Consider the following 24,112-nt stretch of genomic DNA (forward strand, 5'->3'; position numbering starts at 1 on the left):
AATCTTTAATCTAAGAAGATTACTTTTTAAGGAATCCTCCTACCGCACTTGCTGCTCCACCTGTTTTAGAATCAGCTTTATCTATAGCCTCTTTTTTCTTTTTTTCAGCTTCAGCTTTTGCTGCATCTACTGCTTCTTTTTTCTTCGCTTCGGCTATATCTTTTGCACTTTTTCCGCTTGAGAGGTCAGAAGCTGCTCCAAGAGCATTTCCTTTGACATCAAACGCACTTGCCATAGAGGCACTAAAGATGATTCCCATTGCTATTATGAATAATTTTTTCATAATATCTCCTTGTAATGTGAAAATTGTAGTGATAAACCACGAAAGGCAATTTGACAAAAAAAAAAAAAAACGATTGGTAAATACACTTAAAATTTGAAATTGTTTTAAAATGGGGAAAAGTGATAGGAGAGAGTTTGTTGGCAGAATCTTTATGATTCTGCCAAGAGCCATAGAGTTTTATTTTTGCATTTGTTTCATCATTGCATCTTTTTTCTTTTTCTCTAGTTCTTTAGTTGTTGCAGATTTTACTTCTTTTTTCTTAGTAGAAGCTACTTGTTTTGCGCTTTTGCCATTTGCAATATCAGAAGCTGCACCATAAGTTTCTCCTTTGACATCAAACGCACTTGCCATAGAGGCACTAAAGATGATTCCCATTGCTATAATGAATAATTTTTTCATAATAGATCCTTTATATTAAAATTAGTAGGATAGCCTACGCACTCATTCTATAAGCGTAAAGAAAACAAATAGCAACAAGAAAATTTATTATCAAATATAATATTTTAGCTATGCACTCGGCTTTTGGAGTGTAAGAGTAAGCCAATTTTCATAAGAGGGTTGTGCTTTTGCCTCAAAAGCAATGATTTGAGGAATTTCATAGCTGTGATGAGTAAGGAGGAGTTTTTCAATTTCTTTATAATGCACAGGCAACGTTTTAAGAATAAGCAGATATTCGCTTTCTTTGCAAATTGTATCCTTACCTTTTTTCTGCCATACATAGCTGCTTTTTATTTTGTGGCGTTGGACACACGCAATGAGGCGAGATTGTAAAAATAGCTGCGTAAGGCGTTTGGCTTCCTTTTTGCTTGAAGTAGTTGTGTAAATAATAAGCATAAATGCTCCTTAGAGTTGAGATTGAAGAAATTATATTCTCATTGAAGTTAAGGTTAGCTCATATTTGGACAAGGTTTTGCTTTATTATAATTAATCGTTATACTTTGGTTTTATGTTGAACGAAGGAGTTTTTATGCTGACAAAGAAAAATTTGGGTTTAGTCCTTATGTGCTGTGTTTTGGGCAATATTGCTTTTGCAAATGATGAGAGAAAAACTTATGATTCACAGAGTATAGCAGATGTCTTTTACCGCTTGAATGGTAATGCGATAAAGCCTAAACAAAAAATCAACCATACAAAAGGTTTTTGTGCAAGTGGCGAGTTTATCCCACATAAAGGTATTATTTCTAGTATTGATGTTCCTTTACTCTCCCAACAATCAATTCCTGTAGAGATTCGTTATTCATTAGGTGGAGCTCAACAAGATGATAGAAGTAAGCCTAGAGGAATGGCGCTCAAATTTCAAGGAGATAAGGACACTTGGACAATGGTAATGCTCAATACCGAAATTAATTTTGCTAAGAATCCTCAAGAGTTTGGGCAATTTTTTGAGATGAGAATCCCTCAAGAAAATGGAAAGCCCGATACAGAGAAAATCAAAAGACTTACGCAAAAAGTAAGCTCTTATAGGAATTTTGAGGCATATATGAAGAATATAGGTATATCAAGCCTAGAGCATACAGGCTTTTATAGTATCCATACCTTTTATTTTCAAGCACCACACAAAAAAGCCAATATTGCGGCGCGGTGGAAATTTGTCCCAAAAGATGGGATAAAATATTTAAGTGAGCAAGAACTTTCAAAGTTAGATAAAGATTTTTTGCTTTCTTCCTTTAAGTCCTATACAAAAAATAAACCAATGGAATATGATATGTATCTCATCTATCCTAATAAGCAAGATGTTACAAATGATACAACAGCACTTTGGAAGGGAGCACATAAAGAAACATTAGTTGGCACACTCAAAGTGCAAAAATATAACGGCACAAAATGCAATGCAGAAGTGTATTTCCCATCAGATTTACCCGCAGGAGTGCAACCTCCAAAAGACCCGCTATTTGATACGCGAAATGCCACTTATGCACTTACTTTTAGTAGAAGACAATAGATTCTATAACCACTTGGGATTTGCAGTAAAGCTCACAGAGAGCCATATTTTATAGCTTGGAATCTCAAGGGCTTTTTCAATACGTTCGCGAATAGAATCAAATTCTTTCATCGTTGTGGGCTTGAAATTTTCGTGTGTGAGAATATTGACTTCTACCATATAAAATCGCCCTGATTTTGCTGTATGGGTGTCATAGTCGCTAAAACCAAATTCATTGCTCAAATCTTCCATAATCTGCGTGATTTTTTCATCAATTTCAGGTGGAGCTACCATAATCAAATCTTTAAAATTGCTCAGTGCTATGCGAATGGGTGAGATGCAAAGGAGCAATGAAAGCACTGCTAAAAGCAATGGGTCAATATAGCGTGAAAGAGTATTTATAGAATCTGCAAAGGCGTTTTTACCAACAATCTCACTAAAATAAGGCAACATATAAATTACACCAAAAGCCAACAATGCGCCCAAATACAGCACACAATCAATTTTCCATTCTGTATTATCTACTTTAATTAAATCAGATTCTAACACCTTTGCATACAGCGAAGTATAAATAAACAAAGCCGCACAAAATACAAATGCACACGCACTATATATCGCTGCACCGCCAAGTTCTACTTCATAACCACCATTAATAATACTCTGCAGGGCATTGATAAAGGCATATATACAAATAAAAACAAGCACAAGAGATTTAAAGAGATTAACCATTGGCTCAAAACGCACATATCCATATTGGAAAATATCATCATCTTCTTTGTAGATATAGCGCGAAGTTACTACGCTAAGCGCACCTAAACCTACGCTAATAAGTGCTACAAAGCCATCAAAAATAACTGCCATAGATTTGACTAAAATCCCAAAGCTAATGCCAAAAATGGCTAGAGCTAATGCACTATACATTGAGGTTTTAAGCACGAATTGTTCTTTTTGAGCGGCTTTTAAGGCATCTTGTAGTGAATCTTTAAGATTTTTAAAAAACGAGTGCGAGACGGATTCGCTTTGGTGCAAGGATTGTGCAACCTTTGGAGTAAAACGTGGTTTATGATTGCGCACACTTGTGCCATAATTAATATTATGTGAATCTTTATTATGTGGCATTTGTGCGATAACCTACCTTTGCTCATAGTGATTGAAAAATACAATCATAACAAAATATTGCATATATAGTATCTTTAGTATAGAATATGCACTTTAGATTCTATAAAAATATGGAGTAGATTATGGCAGCGATTAAAAAGGTTGTTTTGGCATATAGTGGCGGACTTGATACGAGTGTGATTTTAAAATGGCTCGGAGATAATTATCATTGTGAGGTGGTAACCTTTACAGCTGATATTGGACAGGGTGAAGAGGTTGAGCCTGCACGAGAAAAGGCTTTAAAGCTTGGTATAAAAAGTGAAAATATTTTTATTGAAGATTTAAGAGAGGAGTTTATCAAAGATTTTGTCTTTCCTATGTTTCGTGCAAATACAATTTATGAGGGAGAATATTTGCTTGGCACAAGCATTGCACGCCCTCTTATTGCAAAAAGACTTGTTGAGATTGCTAAAAGTGTTGGGGCTGATGCCATAGCACACGGAGCGACAGGAAAGGGAAATGACCAAGTGCGATTTGAGCTCGGAGCCTACGCGCTTAATCCAGATATTAAAGTCATTGCGCCTTGGCGTGAATGGGATTTGAATAGTCGTGAAAAACTCTTAGCCTATGCAGAATCTGCAGGGATTGCTATTGAAAAAAAGCAAAATAAATCGCCTTATTCAATGGACGCAAACTTATTGCATATTAGCTATGAGGGACAGATTCTAGAAGACCCAAATGTAGAACCAGAAGAGGATATGTGGCGATGGAGTGTTTCACCACTTAATGCGCCAGATAAGCCAGAATCTATTAGCATTGAGTTTCAAAATGGCGATGGCGTGGCGATAAATGGAGAAAAGCTAAGTCCTGCGAATTTTTGGGTAAATCTCAATGAGCTAGGCGGAAAGCACGGCATTGGGCGGCTTGATTTGGTAGAAAATCGCTATGTGGGTATGAAATCTCGTGGGTGTTATGAAACACCCGGAGGCACAATATATTTAAAAGCTCATCGTGCGATAGAATCTTTGTGTCTTGATAGGGAAGAGGCACATTTAAAAGATTCTATAATGCCAAAGTATGCAGAGCTCATTTATAATGGCTATTGGTTTAGCCCAGAGCGCGAGGCATTACAAGCACTTATTGATAAGACACAGCAAAAAGTAAGTGGAGTAGTGCGCCTTAAGCTCTATAAAGGGAATGTCATTGTTATAGGGCGAGAATCTAAAAATTCTTTATTTAATGCAGCATATAGCACTTTTGAGGAAGATTCTGTATATAATCAAAAAGATGCCGCAGGGTTTATTAAACTTAATGCTTTACGCTTTATCATCGCAGGAAAGGCAAATAGGGACAAATAAGTGATGATGGGGTTAAGATTTTGTATCTTAGTATCTTTATTTTGCACATATATTTATGCCGAGCCTAATAAAAATAGTCCATTTGTGCTCAACTTTGATGATATTTCTCAAATCACCTCTCTAGCAGGAGCGGATTTATTAGAATCTTCATTTATAAAAGATTCTAAAAACAAAAAAGTTCTAATGATTTCAGATTTTAATAATTTGAGTGATTTTGATATTGACATTGGGCTTTTGGCGCGGAAGATTATCACGGACACGGTAAGCTCACAAAAAATCACACTTACTGCAGCGATTGCTGGAAATGCTTTTAATGCTGACCCGAGCCTTGATAAGATTCGTGCAATGCGTAACAATGAGGAGTTTGCCGACATTATCCCTAAAGGCACATTGATTGCTCCTAAATATTCCTTAAGTGCGCGGATTACAAATGATACAACAAAGCAGGGCAGTTTGCATATTGTGTCTTATCATTTTATTTTTAGTATTGTGAATCTAGAGAGCGGTTTGGTGGAGTGGGACTATATTGAGCATATTAAAAAGGCAAGTAAAGAGCCGCTTCCTCTTGAACGAGAATCTCTTTATGGCAAAAAATGTCTTGCTGCTTCTTTACCTTTAAAAGAGCAAAAAGCAGCGTGTGAAGTCGCAATAAGTGAGATTTGGCTCGGTATTTTTGAGAGCATTCCGCAAAACAAAAAGCCACTCTTGCATTCTTACGCACTTAAGGCGTGTGAGCTAGATTCTCCTTTTGGCTGTCGGGCGTTAGGTGCGAGTTATAAATTTGAAAAAAAAGATTTGAGTAATGCAAAAAAATATTATCAAAAAGCCTGTGATAATAAAGATGGTGGAGGTTGCTATAATCTTTCCATTATATATGAACACGCGCAGGGTGTGGCACAAAATATCCCCCTTGCTAAAAAATACGCCACTTTGTCGTGTGATTATGGATTTAAGGCAGGTTGTGAGAATCTAAAGGCTTTAGAGCAATATAGTGAAAATGAGAATCTTGATAGGTATGGCTTAATGTATAAGAGTGATTGTGAAGATGGTTTAGGCACTGCTTGTGAGAGGCTTTCATCTTACTATTATCACGGCTTTGGTGGAGCAAATAAGAATCACACACAAGCGAGAATCCTTTTAGAAAAAGGCTGTGAGCTAAAAGATGCAAATAGTTGTTATCAATTAGGATTATGGGAAATGCAGGGCTTAGGTGGAACAACTAAAGATGCAAACAAAGCCTTAGAGCATACATTATTTGCTTGTGAAAGTGATGTGAAAAGAAATTGCAAAGCCGTGAGTGCTTTGAGCGAAGAAAAGGCAAATATTTACAGATGTGAGGAGCATACAAAAATCATTATTAATGTAGCGTGTTCAGGTGCTGCTAGCATATATGAGCACGGCTTTGGAAGTGTGAGTAGTAATAATGAATTAGCATTGAAATATTATCAAAAAGCTTGTAAGGGTGGATTAGATAATGCTTGTTCAATGTTTAATAGCTTGCAACAAAAGCTCAAATAAGCGCATACTAAACTTTAGCATTATATAATGATATTTTAATTGATAAATGGGAGCAGATATGGCACAAGTTATTACGATTACTTCAGGTAAAGGCGGTGTGGGCAAATCTACCGCAACAGCAAATCTTGCTGTGGGTTTAGCTATGGAGCTAGAATCTAGCGGGAAGAAAGTTGTAGCGATAGATTTTGATATTGGTTTGCGTAACCTTGATATGCTCCTTGGGCTAGAAAATCGCATTGTATATGATGTCATTGATGTAATGGAAGGTAAATGCAATCTCTCACAAGCCCTCATCAATCATAAAAAAACAAAAAATCTTTACTTTCTTCCTGCTTCACAGACAAAGGATAAAACAATCCTTGATAAGGATAAAGTGGGTAAACTCATTGCATCTTTGCGAGAAAATTTTGACTATATTCTTATAGATTCTCCAGCGGGGATTGAGAGTGGGTTTGAACACGCAATATTATGGGCAGATAGAGCACTTATTGTTGTTACGTCGGAAGTGAGTTCGGTGCGAGATAGCGATAGGGTGATTGGTATTATTGATGCAAAGAGCCACAAAGCACAACAAAATGAAGAAGTCCAAAAACATATCATCATCAATCGTATTAAGCCAGAACTTGTAAAAAAGGGCGAAATGCTTTCAACCGATGATGTGCTAGGCATACTTGCTTTGCCTCTTATTGGGCTTATCCCAGAGGATAGTAAAATTGTGAGTGCAACAAATTCGGGCGAACCTGTGATTTACACTCAAGCACCAAGTGCAAAAGCTTATGTGCGGATTGCTAAGAGAATCTTAGGACAAGAAGTGCCTTTTGTTTCTTTGGAAAGTGAGGGTGTTATGGGCACGCTTAAAAGGATTTTTAAATGAGTCTTCTTGGTATGTTTGGACATAGCTCACAAAAAAGTGCTACTTTAGCAAGAGAGCGTCTTAAGTTGGTTTTATCGCACGAGAGGACAGCGAATATACCCTATCTTGAAGATATGCAAAAGGAGATTCTCCAAGTTGTGCAAAAATATACGCGTTCAAGCAAGATTGAATTTAGCACTAATAGTAATCAAAATATTAACACCCTTGAGGTAGAAATCACATTAGGAAACTAAGTGATAACACGTATTTTTATTTTTTGTGGTTTTATATGTATATACCATATAAATGTGTGGGCAGATTCTATTATCACTTCGCTACAAGATAAATCAGCATCTACACAAAGCACGCAGCAGCACGTCTCAATGCAACACCCTATTATACAGGGCTTTAATAAAGCATTTTCGCAACTTCATTCAGATAATTTTATCAATCTTGATTCTAAAGCGCATTCTTTAGATATTCCACCTCTAAAACAACAAGATTCTCAATTTTTAAATACACCCTCTATGCCTCAAAGTGCTGCGAAGCCAAAAGTGCTTCTTATTATGGATGACCTTTCTACGCTTGCACAAATTAAACATTTAGAGTATCTCAAGCTTAATATAACACCCTCTATTTTTCCAAAGACAAAACATAATCCCTCTACGCCACATCTTGCGGAACTCGTGCTTAAAAATGGTAAAAGTTTTATGATTCATCTTCCCCTTGAAGCACAGCATTTTATACAAAAAGAGCTAGAGCCTATAAAAGTGGGTGCAAGTAGAGAATCTATCAAGCAAGATATTTTGGCGATTAAAAATGATTTTCCTCAGCTTGTATATCTCAATAACCATACAGGGAGTAAATTCACCCAAAGCAAAGCTGATATGACTAATCTTCTAAGTGTGTTTGATGAGCTGGGATTGAAGTTTATTGATAGCGTTACGACTTCATACCCTGCAAGCGAAAGTATCGCTAGAGAACAAAAGCGGCTTATTATGGCACGTGATATTTTTTTAGATAATCAAAGTGATGTCGCCTATACTAAAGCTCAACTTAAATCTTTGATTAAAAAGGCACAAAAAAAGGGCTATGCAATTGCTATTTGCCACCCTCACTCTACCACTTTTAGAGCATTAGCCCAAATGAGAGATGAGATTAATTCTACCTTAGAGCTTATTTCACCCCAAGAGCTAGAATCTTATCTTTCCGCGCATACCAATCAGTATGTTCGCTCGCCATTTACGCCATAAAGTTACACAATGATTGCTGATATTTTATCCCTTAGAAGTTTGCCAAAAGCCTTTGAAATACTGCCAAATCCACCAAAAAAGCTTTTTTATTGTGGAAAAAATGAGGTAATCTCCACTTTGCTTGATTGTGAGCATAAAATTGCTATTGTTGGTACACGTAAACCTAATCCTTATACAAAATCCTTTGTCGCTACACTTGCGAGTAAAATCGCACAAAATAATGGTGTAGTCATAAGCGGTGGCGCTTTGGGAGTAGATATTATCGCTCATACACACGCCTATCCACGCACGATTATGTTTTCTCCCGCGAGTTTAGAGATACTTTACCCTAAGAGCAATGCGGAGATGATTCAAAAAATGATGAAAGAATGTCTTGTTTTAAGTGAGTATGAAAAGGAATATATGCCTCATAAGTATAGTTTTTTGGAGCGAAATCGTCTTGTAATTGCTTTAAGTGATAAGGTAATTATCCCTCAAGCTGACAAACAAAGTGGTTCAATGCAAAGTGCACGTATTGCTTTAGAGCTGGGTAAGCCTATTTTTGTTTTGCCTCATCGTATAGGTGAGAGTGAGGGCACAAATGCTTTACTTTCTACAGGAGAGGCACAGGCTATTTATGATGTGAATGCCTTTATAGAATCTACTTTTGGCACAAAGATTCGCGAAGATGATGAGGTTTTGCTTTTTTGTGCAAATAACCCAAGTTTTGAGGAGGCTTATGAGCGTTTTGGTGCGAAGATATATGAATATGAATTTGAGGGAAAAATTATAAGAGAATCTAGCTTCGTCCGCGTGCCATAAATGAATATTTACTAAAGAATGCCACAATCACAACTTTAATTTTATTTCAAAGGAAACTTATGACTGATTTAGATTTACAAAAACAATTTGAACAAAATGCTAAAAAACTTGATGTTGCATTTGAACAAAATGCGTCTTTGATTGCTTATATTTTTGCATTTTTTGCTACTTTTATACCTTTGCTTGGCACATACATTGTGCGTAAAGACTTTGCAAAACAAAATATCAATAAGGCTTGTGGCATTGCACTATTCCAAGCTTTACTTTTACTTATTTGTGCATTTATTCCATTTTTAGGTTGGTTTGTGCTTATACCTATCATTGAGGCTGTCTTTGCAGTGCTTAATATCCTTGCTGTTATTAAAGCATACAAAGCTGATACTTCTAAAAAAAGCGAATAATGAATCATTGCATTCTTGCGTGTGATGTGGGACTTAAGCGTATCGGCTTAGCCACACTCAAGCAAGAAATTATCCTCCCTCTCCCTCCTATTATCCGTATTAATCGTAATCAAGCTGCAAAAGAGCTTGATAATGTTCTCAAAGAGCGCAACATACACATACTTGTCGTGGGAATGCCAAGCGGCGGGGAAGCAGAGCATAGTGATACGCAAAAGCGCATCTCTCATTTTATCTCCCTTCTTAGTTTTGAGGGTGAGATTTGCTTTGTCAATGAGGACTATACAAGCTTTAATGCTTTGCAATCTCTCTCTTATATGAAAAGGCAAAATCGTGCCAGAGCCCAAAAAGATGGGCGCATAGATTCTCTAAGTGCGTGTGAAATCTTGCAACGATATATACAATCGCAAAAATCCTAAGCAAAATCCTTATAAATACGAGTATCTGTATTGATTTTATTTATTTTTTATTTTGTAAAAAGCGCATAAAACCTTTTATTTAAGTAAATTTTAAGTGGGGGGGGGGGGTATAATTCTCCTTTTACTGCAAAAAATCAAAAAATATGCAAGAAAGAGATAATGCAATGCAAATTCAAGAATCTACACAAATGTTAATTGCAAAATGGCAAGGTAAGGTTCCAGAAGATACCTTGTTATCTTTGCAAGAGAGATTAGCAAATTTACAAGATGATAATCAAATTGCATTACTTAACTTTATACAACTTAAAACCCCTGCAGTTGGAGTTGTTTTGGGATTATGTCTAGTTTGGATTGTAATAGGGATGGATAGATTCTATAAAGGTGATATTTGGCTTGGGATTTTAAAACTATTTGGTGTTCCTATACTCTTTGTTTGTGGAGGGATAGCGGTTTTTGTGTTTCAACAAGGAGAAGTTTTTTTCATATTTCTTATTCCTATTGTTCTTTGGATTATCGTAGATTTTTTTCTTGTGTATAAAGGTATTAAAAAAGATAATTTTGAAAAAATCAATAATCAACTGCTCCTCTTTGGTGTGTGAGACAAAGGATAAAAGGGTTGAGGTGAGGAGGGAAAAATTTTAAAGTATCTCCGCAGAAGAAGCAAAAATTTGAGCAATTAGAAAAAGTATTGAGCAACTAGATGTAGATAAAGGAAAATTGCTGGAACTAGATGAACTAGAGGTTTTTGCAAAAGGATAAAAAATAGAAAACAAAAAGAAAGCGATAATGATGATATTTAAGCAAAGTTTAAGTAAGATTGTAAAATATACTTGAACTTTTGGGGGAGAACTATGAAAGTTCTCATTATTTTTGTAATTTTTTTGCTAAGTGGGTGTAGCACTACGGCATATTACAAAACGCAACAAAATAGATATTACCACATTGATGAGCAAGAATCTGTCTTTATCTTGGAACCAACAAAGTCTAATATGGAGGATAAGAATTTTGCTAAACTTTTATCACATACACTAAAGAATAATGGCTTTAAACTATCTGAAAGTGCGAAATGTGGTTTTACATTTAGTTTGCAAGAGCCTACCTATAAAAATGTAGGTTCATACACTATTCATAATTCGTATGGGGGCTATACCTCAAGCATTCCCACACCACAAATAATATATTATACTTATAATACAAAATATAAAAATATTTATTTAGATTTTGCTTGTTTGGACGCAAATAATACTTTAGAGCATATTTGGGAGGGCTTTGCCAGTGCTACATTAGATGAATACAATGCAAATAAAGAAAAAATGATTGATAATCTTGTAGTGCTTGCTGTAGATAATTATGAGGCTTATGATGGTTCTTTGAGTATAGGGGGCAATCAAAATGTGAGGAAGTTCCTCCAAAAAGAACGAGCAAAAAATATGATTTTAATTGGCTCTGATGTTGGCATAGGCTTGCTACAAGGTAAAATGAATGATAGGATTTCTCTGTCCTTGTATGGGTATTATGATGATATAACAAGTGTTGATAATAGCTTAAATATACCTCTTAATATTCGTGTGGGATATTTAAGGAAACTCCCTAAGCAATATATAATAGGAGCAAACATAGTTTATACAAAAAATTTTTCAAATGGAATGGATATTGAGACTACAAGGAATACCCATAGCTCTAATCAAACTCATTATAGTAGCGTAAATACTGCAATGCTTAAAAGTGAGCAGATTGGCATAGAGGCTGTTTTAGGTATGACAAAAAGCTTCCTTTTGGGTATTGGATTAAGCAAGGACATCAATTCAAGCCTTACATTTCCCATTAATAATTATCCAGGTATAACAAAAGATATAAATGCGCTTTATATGCCCATAAGATTGGCTTTAATTGGTGGGGGTGTGGATACGGATTTGTTATTTAGCGTAGAAGTGGCTACGAGCATTCCTCTTTCGGGCAAATATTATATAAAGAATCAATTTTCTTTTAGCATAGGTATTTCTTATCCTATATACTTATGGTAGCGTTTTATGTGGTATTTCTCACAATAAGACTTTCTTTTAACCCTAAAGATTCTATAATCTTTTGCTCTAACGCTCTTTGTTCCCCATTATCTACTTCGTGATCATAGCCTAAAATATGCAAAAATCCGTGTATGAAAAGCAGACTTATTTCATCTTGTGTGCTATGCCCTCGCTGCTTTGCTACTTTTTGAGCAAGTTCATAGTTTATCACCACGCTTCCTAAGCATATTTTCATTTGCTTTGCTAATATGTGAGAATCTGCACCTTCACTTACATCTAAAGGGAAACTTAACACATCAGTCGTGCTATTTTTTGCTCTATGGGCGAAGTTTATCTCTCTCATATTTTGAGAATCTACTGCTAAAACTTCAAGCATATAGCACGATAAATCACGCTCAAATAAACCCAAATGTCCTATTTTATCAAGTAAATTGTAAAGATAGCCTACTTGTGTGAATGTATCCTTGTCCATATCAAGTGTAGGCATTATGCTCATTTTTGCTCCATTGAGTATAAAAATATAGTGAAGTATATCCACAAAATGATATAATTCAAACTCATTTTGTAATTTATACTCATAAGGAAATATTATGGTTGATTATGGGATTAATTTTTGGGCGAATAATGATTTTATCATTAAAGATGGCAAGGTCAAAGTCAATTTTAAACACAAACCAGCACTTATTGATATTGTCCAAGATGCAAGAGAAAAAGGATACAAAGGACCGCTATTATTGAGATTTCCGCATTTAATTAAAAATCAAGTTGATAAAGTATTCAAAGCCTTTGAAAGTGCAATTAAAGAGTATTCTTATAAGGGAAAGTTTAAGGCAGTTTTTCCTCTAAAAGTAAATCAAATGCCAAATTTTGTGCTTCCTCTAGTGGAACAAAGCCAAGATAAATGCTATGGATTAGAAGCAGGGAGTAAATCAGAGCTTATTTTAGCTATGGCTTATGTTAATAAAAACGCGCCCATAACCGTCAATGGATTCAAAGATAAAGAGATGATTTCGCTTGGCTTTAGCGCTGCTAATATGGGACACGATATTACGCTTACAATTGAGGGTTTAAATGAGCTAGAAACAATTATTGAAGTAGCAAAAGAGTTGGGCGAACCTTATCCTAATATCGGACTTAGAATCCGCCTCCATAGTATAGGCGTAGGCATTTGGGCAAAAAGTGGGGGCATAAATTCAAAATTTGGACTTACAAGTACGGAGCTTTTAGAGGCGATTAATATGCTTGAAAAAGAGCAGCTATTACATAAATTTACAATGATTCATTTTCATATTGGCAGTCAAATGAGCGATATTTCACCTCTTAAAAAGGCTATTAGAGAAGCGGGAAATATATATGCAGAATTGCGTAAAAAAGGTGCGAAGAATCTTCAATGCGTCAATATCGGCGGTGGTTTGGCAGTAGAATACACGCAGCACGAGGGCAAAAATAGTTGCAATTATACATTGAGCGAGTTTAGCGGTGATGTGGTGTTTTCATTGCGAGAAATTGCTAAAAACAAAAAAGAACCCGAACCTGATATTCTTATAGAATCCGGACGTTTTATTGCTGCAAATCACGCTGTGCTAATCGCACCCGTGCTAGAGCTTTTTTCTCAAGAGTATGATGAAAAAGCTCTTAAGCTTAAAAAACATAATCCGCCGCTTATTGAAGAGCTCTTTGACCTTTATAATAGCGTGGTGGAGAAAAACGCTATTGAATATTTGCACGATAGTCTTGATCATATGGAATCTTTGCTTACACTTTTTGATTTAGGCTATATTGACTTGCAAGATCGCTCTAATACTGAAGTGCTCGTGCATTTGATTATTAAAAAGGTCATTAAGCTTTTAAAGCATAAAAGTCATAATGAGATTCTCCAAATACAAGAGCAAGTGCAAGAGCGGTATTTGCTTAATTGTAGCTTTTTTCAGAGCCTGCCTGATTATTGGGGATTGGGGCAAAACTTTCCGGTAATGCCTCTTGATAGGCTTAATCGCCGCCCGAATAGAAGTGCGAGTTTGTGGGATATTACTTGTGATTCTGATGGGGAAATTGCTTTTAATCCTATGCAGCCGCTTTTTTTACACGATGTTGATGTAACCAAAGAAGAATACTTTTTAGGGTTTTTTCTTGTAGGAGCATATCAGGAAGTGCTAAGTATGCGACATAATCTTTTTACTCACCCTACTGAATTTAGTATTGAATTTGATGATGATCTTAATAAGGGCTACGAAATTACGCGTTTGATTGAAGCTCAAACGAGTTTAGATGTGCTTGATGATTTAGATTATGATACCAAAGAGATTGAGCGCCGCTTAAAACAGCATATTGAAGAAAATCAGAATCTTGATGAAGAAGGCAAAAAAGAAATGCTTGGACAACTTTATGTAATGCTAAGTGAAAATAGTTATCTACGCACTATTGCTACCAAAGGGAGAGAATAATGACTTTGTGGGGCATTATCAAAGAAGATTTTAGTATTATTAAACAAAAAGATCCAGCACTTAATAGCAGCGTGGAGTTATTTTTTAATTATCCGGGTTTAATTGCATTGGTGCATTATCGTATAGCTCATCGCTTTTATAAGGCTGGATTTAAAATATTAGCGCGTATTTTGATGGGGCTTACAGGTTTTATAACAAATGTTGATATTCACCCTGCAGCTATAATAGGTAGGCGCGTATTTATTGACCACGCTACGGGTGTAGTCATTGGCGAGACTGCGGAAGTGGGTAATGATGTGATGATATACCAAGGTGTTACACTCGGAGGCACGAGCCTTGATAAAGTCAAGCGCCACCCTACGATAGAAGATGGCGTAGTCATAGGGGCAGGTGCAAAGATTTTAGGAAATATTAGAATTGGTGCAAATGCGAAAATCGGTGCAAATTCTGTTGTGATTAAAGATGTGCCACAAGATTGCACTGCAGTTGGAATCCCAGCAAGAGTTATTGTCAAAGGACGAGCACAAGGTATAAATGCGATTAATAAGCTACCTGATATTGATAGGGCATTGTTTGAATATCTCTTTAAACGCATACAAATTCTAGAATCCACTCAAGATGAGCAAAACTGCACTAAGCTCAAAGCAGAGCTTCAAAGCCTTGATGAAATCTATGCGCATTTCTTGCAAAGCTTAAAAGGATAATTTAGTTTTTATGGTTGGAAAAGAAAAATATCAAATGGATAATTTTTACCACTATTTTTAAGCTCTAAATATACATCAATAAGTTTATATTCACCTTTAGCGTGAGAGCGATGCCTTTCTTTTGCTTTATCAATCATTTCAAGTTCAAAAAGCACATAAAAGAATGCCATTTCTGCCTTTTCATCATTATCTGCGCATTCTTCAAAAAATTTAATCCATTCATCAGGTGTGAGCACACCTTTGCTTTCTCGTGCATATTGAATATATTCCATCTCATCACTCCCTACATTTTTGAGGGCTTCTCTCATATTTTTAACATTAATCGTTTGAGGATATTTCAAATAGATTCTAAACATTTCTTGTGCAAGCGCTTTATCAATACTAAGATGAGGCAGTTGAGAGAGAAGTTTATCAAGCTCTTTTGGTTCAGCGTGTTTTAGAATCTCAAGCACAGCGTGTCGTTTAAGCTCATCGGGGTATTCTTCGCCTAATACATTAAATCCAAATTTATAATTTGCATTGATTTTATTTTTGAGGTTTTGAATATTAAATTTATTTTCGCGGTTTAAATGGTAGCTTTTGAGATCTACGACTTTGCCACTCATTACATCTTTGTAATTTTCAAATAATGTATCAATTTTGCGATTAAAACTTTCCATAGAATCTAATCGTGGCTTAAGATAGAATCTCTGCAATATTTTAGAGAGGTCGCCAAAGGCTTTGCGTTTATAAACACGATTTTTTATGGGCTGATTGAGAGCCTGCTCGTTAATTTGGGTAAGAAGCTTGTCATAATCATTTTTGCGGTGATAATCCTCTATCACATCTTTTGCCCACGCTGAAGCAAAAAATACTAAAGTTGCTACGAAAAATACAAATACAATGCTCATAATCCATACTGCCACGGGCAAAGTAATATTCATTGAGCTAAAGGGAAGTGTATAAGTGTAGTTTTGGGGCTGCAGACTATAAAGATAAAGTCCGCACACTAACATAAACACTATTGAAAAAATAACATAATACTTTAATTTCATTATCGCTCCTTTTTTTGAGTTTGTTCAAAAAGCTCACGGCAATTTATACAATATTTTGCGTGAGGTTTAACCTTAAGGCGTTCTACATCAATTTCATCATCACACATTTCACACACTCCAAATGTGCCATCTTTAATTTTTTGCAAAGCGTTGCGAATATCTTTTATTTCATCTTTATATAAATCAATCATACCCATTTCAAGATTGCCTTGCAAACCTGCACCTACAATATCGCCCTCGTCTTTATGATGAGCATCTTGAATATTTTTGATACGCGTATTTTTGCTATCAATATTGTCGCAAAGCTTACTTAAACGTTCATTGAGAAGTATCTCAAAAAAAGTATAATCAATCATAAATCCTCCTTATTTGTGGTATGGGTGAGAATGCAAAATACTTAATGCCCGATAGATTTGTTCACATAGCACAAGTTTAGCGATTTTGTGGTTAAAAGTCATTGCGCTTAAACTCACGCTTTTACCTAATCGCACGAATGATTCTTCAAAGCCAAAAGCTCCACCAATAAAAAATTGGACAATATGTTGAGATTCTATGAGTTTAGCAAAACTTTGAGAATCATAATTGTGTCCTGTTGGGTGTAAAATAAGATTTAACGCAGTAGGAAGCGCAATATAGGGGAGAAAAGTTTGTGTGTAAGATTGCTGCGCTTTTGCACTTGAGATTTTTTGAGCTTTAAGCACAGCTTGAGGAAGTAAATTTAAAATTTTTATTTCTACACCAAATTGCTTACATTGCATACATAGCTCCTCTAGTAATGCCTGATATTTTGCATCTTTTTTAGCTATAGAATAGATGTTGATTTGCATAATTTGGATTAAGCATTTTGCTTATATCACTTAAAGTTTGTTTTAAATCTTTACGATGCACCACCATATCAATAAGTCCGTGTTCAAGCAAAAACTCCGCTGTTTGAAATCCCTCTGGCAAATCTGCACCAATAGTTTGTTTAATCACGCGGGGTCCTGCAAATCCGATGATTGCACCCGGCTCTGCAATAATAATATCTCCTAAGAATGCAAATGATGCGCTTACTCCACCAAATGTTGGGTCAAGTAGCACGGAAATAAAAGGTAGTTTTGCTTCAGAGAGCTTATTTAGCGCAGCAGAGGTTTTTGCCATTTGCATAAGAGAAAAAGTAGATTCTTGCATACGCGCTCCACCACTTGTAGAGAGAATCACAAGTGTTTGCTTTTTAGCAACTGCCCTATCAATGGCTCGCACAATTTTTTCACCTTCCACAGAGCCTAAAGAACCACCCATAAAGGCAAAATCAAAAAGCACAAGTTGCATTTCTATTCCTCCAACAAGTGCTTCTCCTGCAATTACCGAACTTGCCCGACCTGTCTTTTCCTCACTTTCTTGAATACGCTTTTTGTAGCTTTTTTTATCCACAAATTCAAGTGGGTCAATAGGGCGCAAATCTTTATCAATTTCAATGAAAGTATCCTTATCACAAAGCATTTCTATACGTTCTTGTGCGGAGATTCTGAAATGATAGTTGCATTTAGGACAGATATGAGATTGTGAAAATACTTCTTTATAATACATCATTGCATTACAGCTAGGACATTTTAGCCAATGATTAGGGGCATCAATTTTTGTTCCCGTCTCTTTATTTTCTTCTTTTTTTGCTTTAAATAAATCACTCAAGCCCATTTTTATCCTTTATGAGTTATTAAAAATTTGTGAATAATATCAAAAATATGTTTATCTTTACTTATAAGTGTAAAATTGTTTGTGCGTAAATGGTGTAATTTATCACACAAAAACAATCCAGCTTTACTATCGAACTTGCGAATATTGCCAAGAAAAAGCATAAAATTTGCCTCATAAGATTTTGCCATAGAAAGTGCACTTGCTCCTAAAGAGCGGAATTTTAAATGATTTTCATAAAGCAATGTGGCAAAGCTAGGATTGCAGTAAGCTTTTTCAAAAATGCCACATTTTCCTAAAGGTGTAGAAACGAGTGGCATAAAACTAAGTTCTCCTTGGTGCATATAGGATTCTATATAGAATCTGAAGGGTTTATCTCCAAGGTGAGCAAAGCCTTCTTTGGTACAAAAGTTAAATATCACTGCTTCTTTAACCTTGACATTTGCATCGCATAAGGCGAGAGATGAACCATAATAAGGAATATGTGAGAGGAAATTATCGCTCCCATCAAGTGGGTCAAGCACGATGCAATCATTTCCTGCACCATTAATAAAACCGCTTTCTTCAGAGTCTATATTCGCTAAAGAGATGAGATGTTCTGTGTAAATCTTTTCACTGAGTAAATCGGCACCAATGCTTTTATCGCCTCCAGCACCAAAATTATGTGTAACATAGAGTGCTTGATTTTTCTCTTGTAAAGCAAGAATGATTTTATGTGTGGCTAAAATTGCCTTGTGCAAAAACTCGCTCAATACTTACCTCATCACTTATGAATTTAGGTTAGAATTATGCTCTGAATTTTCTTAAATTAAGGATAGAAGTGCAAGGCTATATTTTAGATATGCAAAAAATGCGCACAGAAGATATGATTGTGAAGATTCTCACTCCCGCGCATATAAAAACGCTTTATAGATTCTATGGTGTGCGCCATAGTATTATTAATCTAGGGCGCAAAATTGATTTTGAAGAAGAAAGCCAAATAGGTTTTTTACCAAAGCTTAAACATATCCTGCATCTAGCATACAAGTGGGAGCTTGAAAATGAACGATATTATATATGGCAACATTTCATTAAGCTTTTACATAGGCATTTATTTGATGTCTATGATATTGATGAGTTTTATTTTCAACTTCTTGAAGAAGGTGCACAAAAGATTCATTTTCAGAATCCTAAACGCGTAGTCCTTGAAATGTATGCTAAACTGCTTTATTTTGAAGGCAGGGCACATCAAGATATACAACATACGCGAGTATGCTTTGTATGTCAAGAATCACTTACAAAAGATATTGCTTTAGGGAGAGCATTTCTTTTTGCACATCAATCTTGTATAGGTGGCAAAACATTTTGCGCAGAGCAAATTTTGTATTTTTTGCAAAAACAGAGCACAATTTTGCTTGAGAATCCAGAAATTGATGAATTATGGGAAATTTTGGGACTCGGATTGTAAGTTTTAACTTTAATTAAACTTAATTAAGAATATTCAAGTTTAATTGGCTTATAATTGCAATGCGTTTAACGCACATCTTAAAATTAAAATATCCAAAAAAGGAGGCACCATTATGTCATACGCAAGTAATGTTCTTAACAAACTTAAGGAACAATATCCTTCACAAACGCTTTTTCATCAAGCTGTGGCGGAAGTTTTTGAATCTCTAGAACCGGCTCTTCAAAAGGATAAGAAATATGAAACTTATGCGATACTTGAGCGTCTCACAATACCAGATAGAGAAATCCATTTTCGTGTAAGTTGGACTGATGATAATGGTAAAATCCAAACAAACCGAGCTTATCGTATTGAATTTAATGCTGCTATTGGACCATATAAAGGTGGTTTGCGTTTTCACCCAAGTGTAAATGAAGGTGTAATTAAATTTTTAGGATTTGAGCAGATTCTAAAAAACTCTCTTACAACTCTCGCTATGGGAGGTGGTAAGGGCGGAAGTGATTTTGACCCAAAAGGAAAGAGTGAAGGCGAGATAATGCGATTTTGTCAAGCTTTTATGAATGAGCTTTATCGTCATATCGGTGCAACCACTGATGTTCCAGCAGGAGATATTGGCGTAGGTGGTAGAGAAATAGGCTATCTTTTTGGACAATATCGTAAATTAACAAACTGCTTTGAAGGTGTCTTTACAGGTAAGGCAATTCCTTGGGGCGGAAGTCTTGTGCGCACGGAAGCAACAGGTTATGGTTGTGTATATTTTGCTCAAGAAATGCTTAAAGATAGAGGTGAAAGTTTAGAGGGCAAAGTTTGTAGCGTTTCAGGTGCGGGTAATGTTGCTATTTATACGATTGAAAAACTCCTTCAGCTTGGGGCAATTCCTGTTACTGCAAGTGATTCTCAAGGTATGATTTATGATAAAGAGGGTATTGATTTAGCATTACTCAAAGAAGTCAAAGAAATCAAACGTTTAACACTTGCAGAATATGCAAAAGCAAGACCTCAAGCGGTTTATACAAAAGTGGCTGATTATCCAAAAGATAGCAATCCTGTATGGGCTATCCCTTGTTTTGCGGCATTCCCAAGTGCAACACAAAATGAACTCAATGGGAATGATGCTAAAACACTTCTTGCGAATGGTTGCAAATGTGTCAGTGAAGGGGCAAATATGCCTTCAACCATTGAAGCTGTTCATCAATTTCTTGATGCAAAAATCTGCTATGGACCAGGTAAGGCTGCAAATGCAGGTGGTGTAGCAGTCAGTGGTTTGGAAATGGCACAAAATGCAAGTATGAATCCGTGGACTTTTGAAGTTGTGGATAAACGCTTACATACTATTATGGAAAGCATTTATGCAAATGCAAGTGAAACTGCAAAAGAATTTGGTGAGCCTACAAACTTAGTGCTTGGTGCAAATATTGCAGGATTCCGCAAGGTTGCTGGAGCAATGATAGACCAAGGTGTGATTTAATTTGGCATTGAGTTACAATCCTAATAAAGAAGTTGAGTATTCTAAAGATGCGCAACTTCTTTTCTTAATTTCTAGCGATGAATATTAATGTATTTGTGCACATACAAGTGCCTTTTTACACAATGAAGAAAGAGGCTTATTTTGTAAGTCTTGCAATGTGAAAAAGGTAATCTCTTCTTTTTTTTGATATGTGGAAATATGTATCAAATCTTCAAAAGATATATGGTAGATTGTAGCAGTGATGGCGTATTTTGTATAGTGATGTTTGTATTCACCGCATTTTGTGCCATAAGTTTTGGCTTCCTCTTCGGAGAGACGAGGAAGATTATAAAGTCCTCGATAAAGATTCTGTGTGGAACGCAATAGTCCAATTTCAGTCTTGTTGTTTATATTTTGGGAGATGCAAAGAGCAAGGTGGAGATGCAAAGGCTGGAGCTGTGATTTTTTGGGCGTAGGATAAAGTTCTGGAGTGATTTGCCCTTCACATAATTGTTGCAATGGGCAAATAAGGCAAGAGGGCGATTTGGGTGTGCAAATCATTGCGCCTATATCAAGTAGTGCTTGATTGTAATCAAAGCTATATTTTGGCTCTAAAAGTATCCAAGCAAGTTCCTCTAATGATTTTTGTGTAGGTGAGGAGAGCGCAAAAATACGACAAAATACACGCCGAATGTTCCCATCAACAAATGCTACATTTTGCCTTAACCCAAAGCATAAAATTGCTCCAGCACTATATGCGCCTATGCCTGGTAGGCTTATGAGTTCTGCATAAGTATGTGGTAGAGTATTATTGAATCTTTGACAACAAATGCGAGCACTTTTTTGCATATTTCTTACCCGTGTATAGTAACCTAATCCTTCCCAAAGTTTAAGTAGAGATTCTTCTTGTGCATTTGCAAGAGAAGTAAGCGTAGGAAATGCTGTCATAAAAGGCATATAGTAATGCTCTAATACTCTTTTGACTTGCGTTTGTTGTAGCATAATCTCACTTACATACACTCCATATGGAGCATTTTTTTCACTTAAATTTCGCCACGGAAGATATACTCTGCCGTGTTTTTTATACCAATTAAGAATATTTTCTCGCCAAGTTTGTGCTATATGAATAGCTTTATCGTGTGGTTGTAACATTTTCATAATATAAATTATAGCTTAATATTTAAAAATGAGTAAAAATATCAAAAAATAAACTAATATTTTACTTGTTTGCCTTACAAATAAGTAATTTTTATTAAGAAGTGTGATACAATACTTTACACAAAATTTTACATTTTAAGGTATGGCTATGAAACCCAAGATTCTAATTGTTGGCGGGGGGTATGGGGGCTTACGCACAGCCATTACGCTTCAAGAGCAGCTCAAAGTTGATGCAGATGTTACACTTATTAGTAAGCACGATTACCACTATCAAACGACACTTTTACACAAGGTTGCTATCGGCACACTAAGTGCGCGTAAGTCGCGAGTTTATTTTCGCAAGATTCTTGATTTGCAAAAAGTGCATTTTATCAAAGATAAGATTTTATCATTTGAACCAGAATCTAAGCGAGTTATTGGTAATGGCGGAGCATATGAATATGATTATTTAGTCATCGCACTTGGATTTAAGCCCGATGATTTTGGAATTAAGGGTGTAGAGGAGTATGCCCACAAACTTTCCTCACTCAATGCTGCACTCAAACTTGATAAGCTTATTGAGTATAGATTCAAAGAATATTGCCATACTAAAAATGCTGATGATTTAAGTGTTATCGTATGTGGCACAGGTTTTACAGGTATTGAATTTGCGGCTGAACTTGGTTCTAGGCTTGATGACCTTTGTCTTATTGGTGGGATTCCACGCGATGTGCCTAAAGTTACTTGTATCGGTAGAAGTGATAGAATCCTGCCTATGTTTAGCAAAAAAGGAAGTGCATTGGCTCAAAAGAAGCTTGAAGCTTTTGGTGTGGAAGTGATTTGTGGAGGCGATGTGCAAGAATGCCGCAGTGATGGCGTGATGATCAAGCATAATGGAGAGATAAAGCATATTAAGGGCAATACGATTTTATGGAGTGCAGGTGTTAAAGGCAATGATAGCCTAGAACGTTCTTGTTTTGAGACTACAAAAGGGCGCATTAAAGTTGATCCTTATTTACGATGCCCACAATATGAGAATATTTATGTAGTAGGTGATTGTGCAATCTCTGCTTCACGTGATGCTATTCACGCTCCAACAGCACAGCTTGCAGCTCAAATGGGAGATTATGTGGGCAAAAGCCTTATAAAAATCCTCAATAATAAACCCCAAAAAAAAGTATTTGCATTTAAACATCGTGGCACGGTGTGTTCTATTGGGCATACTGATGGAGTGGGCATTATTTATAAAAAGAGCATTAGTGGCGAAGTTGCTGCATTTTTGAAGAATTTTATTGAAAATAAATGGCTTTTTGGTATTGGTGGGGCAGAGCTTGTATTTAAAAAGGGGCAATTCCGCTATCGCACGAGTAATTAGATTAATGTAAAAGTCTAAAGTTTATGAGTGCAGTGCCATATTAAAGATTCTAAGATAAAATTTGTAGCCTCTAAAATAGAATAGGATTAGCCAATTAATGCGAGGAAAAGACGGAGCATATTTGAGATTACTTGTTTTGTATTGCTTTTAGACGAGGAAAAGATTCCACAAATTTTTAATTAACACTACAATTATGTTCAGAAAAAATTAAAGCAATTCTTAAGGATAAATGATGAGTAAAGATTTGCAAGATATTATTAAAAGCAAATTTCGCGAAAAAAAGCTTTTTAATACGCGTTTAAAAATTGATGGCTTAGAGCTTTTGTCTATGATAGAATCCCAAAGTATTGATTTATGTTTTTTTGACCCGCAATATCGCGGAGTATTAGATAAAATGAAATATGGCAATGAAGGTGAGCGGCAAAGAGGTAGAGCAAATCTAATGCAAATGAGCGAGGAAAATATTATACATTTTTTACAAGAGATTGCTCGTGTGCTTAAATTAAGTAAATATTTAATGCTGTGGATTGATAAGTTTCATTTATGTGAGGGGATTCATCAATGGCTTAAAAATACAAATTTGCAAATTGTAGATTTGATTACTTGGGATAAACAAAAAATGGGTATGGGCTATCGCACTAGGCGACAAAGTGAATATTTGCTCATTTTGCAAAAAAAACCGCTCAAAGCGAAAGGCACTTGGGAGAGAAAAAATATCCGTGATATATGGAGTGAAAAAATCCCATCAGATTCTATAAAAATTCATCCTCATACAAAGCCAAAGGGTTTGCAAAGTGCGCTTATAGAATCTTGCACCAAAGTAGGCGAAGTGGTGCTTGATCCAGCAAGCGGTAGTTTTAGCGTATTAGAGTGTTGCAGAGAATTAAACCGGCATTTTATAGGGAGTAATTTATAAGTCTTTTCTAA

At 35.8% G+C, this 24,112-nt stretch carries 28 protein-coding genes; 17 read left to right on the forward strand and 11 right to left on the reverse strand.

Annotation, left to right across the window (positions count from 1 at the left end):
* Positions 1–19 precede the first annotated feature (19 nt).
* From HH_RS05885 to cutA, 3 genes are all read right to left on the reverse strand, one after another.
* Complete coding sequence (locus tag HH_RS05885) at positions 20–283, reverse strand: hypothetical protein (RefSeq protein ID WP_011116056.1); 264 nt, start codon at positions 281–283, stop codon at positions 20–22.
* 177 nt (positions 284–460) lie between these two features.
* Positions 461–682: a hypothetical protein gene (locus HH_RS05890; protein ID WP_034325398.1), complete on the reverse strand. Its 222-nt coding sequence runs from the start codon at positions 680–682 to the stop codon at positions 461–463.
* Between the two features lie 108 nt (positions 683–790).
* Positions 791–1,117, reverse strand: coding sequence for a divalent-cation tolerance protein CutA (gene cutA, locus HH_RS05895; protein ID WP_011116058.1), 327 nt, complete (start codon positions 1,115–1,117; stop codon positions 791–793).
* Positions 1,118–1,250: 133 nt separating this feature from the next.
* Between cutA and HH_RS05900 the strand changes: the two genes are divergently transcribed.
* A complete protein-coding gene (locus HH_RS05900; RefSeq protein WP_011116059.1) occupies positions 1,251–2,225 on the forward strand; it encodes a catalase family peroxidase in 975 nt (324 codons plus the stop codon).
* Between the two features lie 3 nt (positions 2,226–2,228).
* Here HH_RS05900 and HH_RS05905 read toward each other — a convergent pair whose 3' ends face one another.
* Positions 2,229–3,323 (reverse strand): cation diffusion facilitator family transporter, encoded by a 1,095-nt coding sequence (locus HH_RS05905; protein ID WP_011116060.1) that lies wholly within the window; start codon positions 3,321–3,323, stop codon positions 2,229–2,231.
* Positions 3,324–3,445: 122 nt separating this feature from the next.
* On the opposite strand from HH_RS05905, the gene HH_RS05910 reads away from it, so the two are divergent.
* The 10 genes from HH_RS05910 (at position 3,446) to HH_RS05955 (ending at position 11,926) form a co-directional block, all read left to right on the forward strand.
* Positions 3,446–4,660, forward strand: coding sequence for an argininosuccinate synthase (locus HH_RS05910; RefSeq protein WP_011116061.1), 1,215 nt, complete (start codon positions 3,446–3,448; stop codon positions 4,658–4,660).
* Between the two features lie 3 nt (positions 4,661–4,663).
* Positions 4,664–6,178, forward strand: coding sequence for an SEL1-like repeat protein (locus tag HH_RS05915; protein WP_148141021.1), 1,515 nt, complete (start codon positions 4,664–4,666; stop codon positions 6,176–6,178).
* A 58-nt stretch (positions 6,179–6,236) separates the two neighbouring features.
* A complete protein-coding gene (gene minD / locus HH_RS05920; protein ID WP_011116063.1) occupies positions 6,237–7,052 on the forward strand; it encodes a septum site-determining protein MinD in 816 nt (271 codons plus the stop codon).
* Entirely contained in the window at positions 7,049–7,285 is a 237-nt protein-coding gene (minE, locus tag HH_RS05925) for a cell division topological specificity factor MinE (protein ID WP_011116064.1), read from the forward strand. The genes minD and minE overlap by 4 nt, the downstream gene beginning before the upstream one ends.
* Positions 7,286–8,284, forward strand: a complete 999-nt coding sequence (locus HH_RS05930) for a divergent polysaccharide deacetylase family protein (protein WP_226989478.1) — start codon at positions 7,286–7,288, stop codon at positions 8,282–8,284.
* A 9-nt stretch (positions 8,285–8,293) separates the two neighbouring features.
* Positions 8,294–9,085 (forward strand): DNA-processing protein DprA, encoded by a 792-nt coding sequence (locus tag HH_RS05935; RefSeq protein WP_011116067.1) that lies wholly within the window; start codon positions 8,294–8,296, stop codon positions 9,083–9,085.
* A 59-nt stretch (positions 9,086–9,144) separates the two neighbouring features.
* Complete coding sequence (locus HH_RS05940; RefSeq protein WP_011116068.1) at positions 9,145–9,486, forward strand: hypothetical protein; 342 nt, start codon at positions 9,145–9,147, stop codon at positions 9,484–9,486.
* Complete coding sequence (ruvX, locus tag HH_RS05945; RefSeq protein WP_011116069.1) at positions 9,486–9,902, forward strand: Holliday junction resolvase RuvX; 417 nt, start codon at positions 9,486–9,488, stop codon at positions 9,900–9,902. The genes HH_RS05940 and ruvX overlap by 1 nt, the downstream gene beginning before the upstream one ends.
* Positions 9,903–10,045: 143 nt before the next feature.
* A complete protein-coding gene (locus HH_RS05950) occupies positions 10,046–10,501 on the forward strand; it encodes a hypothetical protein (protein WP_050720610.1) in 456 nt (151 codons plus the stop codon).
* 252 nt (positions 10,502–10,753) lie between these two features.
* Entirely contained in the window at positions 10,754–11,926 is a 1,173-nt protein-coding gene (locus HH_RS05955; protein WP_011116071.1) for a DUF4136 domain-containing protein, read from the forward strand.
* 4 nt (positions 11,927–11,930) lie between these two features.
* On the opposite strand, the gene ybeY is transcribed toward HH_RS05955, so the two are convergent.
* Positions 11,931–12,413: an rRNA maturation RNase YbeY gene (gene ybeY / locus HH_RS05960; protein WP_414843410.1), complete on the reverse strand. Its 483-nt coding sequence runs from the start codon at positions 12,411–12,413 to the stop codon at positions 11,931–11,933.
* Between the two features lie 103 nt (positions 12,414–12,516).
* Between ybeY and speA the strand changes: the two genes are divergently transcribed.
* Positions 12,517–14,370, forward strand: coding sequence for an arginine decarboxylase (speA, locus tag HH_RS05965; RefSeq protein WP_011116073.1), 1,854 nt, complete (start codon positions 12,517–12,519; stop codon positions 14,368–14,370).
* Positions 14,370–15,074 carry a serine O-acetyltransferase gene (gene cysE, locus HH_RS05970; RefSeq protein WP_011116074.1) on the forward strand — a complete coding sequence of 235 codons (705 nt, stop codon included), beginning with the start codon at positions 14,370–14,372 and terminating at the stop codon, positions 15,072–15,074. The genes speA and cysE overlap by 1 nt, the downstream gene beginning before the upstream one ends.
* Positions 15,075–15,082: 8 nt before the next feature.
* Here the strand turns inward: cysE and HH_RS05975 are convergent, their stop codons facing one another.
* The 5 genes from HH_RS05975 to HH_RS05995 are packed head-to-tail and all read right to left on the reverse strand — an operon-like array spanning position 15,083 to position 18,534.
* Positions 15,083–16,108, reverse strand: a complete 1,026-nt coding sequence (locus HH_RS05975) for a hypothetical protein (RefSeq protein WP_011116075.1) — start codon at positions 16,106–16,108, stop codon at positions 15,083–15,085.
* Positions 16,108–16,464, reverse strand: a complete 357-nt coding sequence (gene dksA, locus HH_RS05980; RefSeq protein WP_011116076.1) for an RNA polymerase-binding protein DksA — start codon at positions 16,462–16,464, stop codon at positions 16,108–16,110. Before dksA ends, HH_RS05975 begins: the two co-directional genes overlap by 1 nt.
* A gap of 9 nt (positions 16,465–16,473) precedes the next feature.
* A complete protein-coding gene (gene rlmH, locus HH_RS05985; RefSeq protein ID WP_011116077.1) occupies positions 16,474–16,935 on the reverse strand; it encodes a 23S rRNA (pseudouridine(1915)-N(3))-methyltransferase RlmH in 462 nt (153 codons plus the stop codon).
* Positions 16,907–17,785 (reverse strand): acetyl-CoA carboxylase, carboxyltransferase subunit beta, encoded by an 879-nt coding sequence (gene accD / locus HH_RS05990; RefSeq protein WP_011116078.1) that lies wholly within the window; start codon positions 17,783–17,785, stop codon positions 16,907–16,909. The genes rlmH and accD overlap by 29 nt, the downstream gene beginning before the upstream one ends.
* A gap of 2 nt (positions 17,786–17,787) precedes the next feature.
* Entirely contained in the window at positions 17,788–18,534 is a 747-nt protein-coding gene (locus tag HH_RS05995) for an inositol monophosphatase family protein (protein WP_011116079.1), read from the reverse strand.
* Between the two features lie 68 nt (positions 18,535–18,602).
* Here HH_RS05995 and recO point away from each other — a divergent pair, with 68 nt between their 5' ends.
* Positions 18,603–19,229 carry a recombination protein RecO gene (recO, locus tag HH_RS06000; protein ID WP_011116080.1) on the forward strand — a complete coding sequence of 209 codons (627 nt, stop codon included), beginning with the start codon at positions 18,603–18,605 and terminating at the stop codon, positions 19,227–19,229.
* Between the two features lie 112 nt (positions 19,230–19,341).
* The gene (gene gdhA, locus HH_RS06005; protein ID WP_011116081.1) at positions 19,342–20,694 is read left to right on the forward strand and encodes an NADP-specific glutamate dehydrogenase; all 1,353 of its coding nucleotides are present in this window, start codon (positions 19,342–19,344) and stop codon (positions 20,692–20,694) included.
* 84 nt (positions 20,695–20,778) lie between these two features.
* Here gdhA and mutY read toward each other — a convergent pair whose 3' ends face one another.
* Positions 20,779–21,831 carry an A/G-specific adenine glycosylase gene (gene mutY, locus HH_RS06010; RefSeq protein WP_011116082.1) on the reverse strand — a complete coding sequence of 351 codons (1,053 nt, stop codon included), beginning with the start codon at positions 21,829–21,831 and terminating at the stop codon, positions 20,779–20,781.
* A 148-nt stretch (positions 21,832–21,979) separates the two neighbouring features.
* Between mutY and HH_RS06015 the strand changes: the two genes are divergently transcribed.
* Positions 21,980–23,185, forward strand: coding sequence for an NAD(P)/FAD-dependent oxidoreductase (locus HH_RS06015; protein ID WP_011116083.1), 1,206 nt, complete (start codon positions 21,980–21,982; stop codon positions 23,183–23,185).
* Between the two features lie 232 nt (positions 23,186–23,417).
* Complete coding sequence (locus HH_RS06020; RefSeq protein ID WP_011116084.1) at positions 23,418–24,101, forward strand: DNA-methyltransferase; 684 nt, start codon at positions 23,418–23,420, stop codon at positions 24,099–24,101.
* The last annotated feature ends 11 nt before the right edge of the window (positions 24,102–24,112 follow it).

It is taken from the genome of Helicobacter hepaticus ATCC 51449, assembly GCF_000007905.1.
GTDB lineage: Bacteria > Campylobacterota > Campylobacteria > Campylobacterales > Helicobacteraceae > Helicobacter_C > Helicobacter_C hepaticus.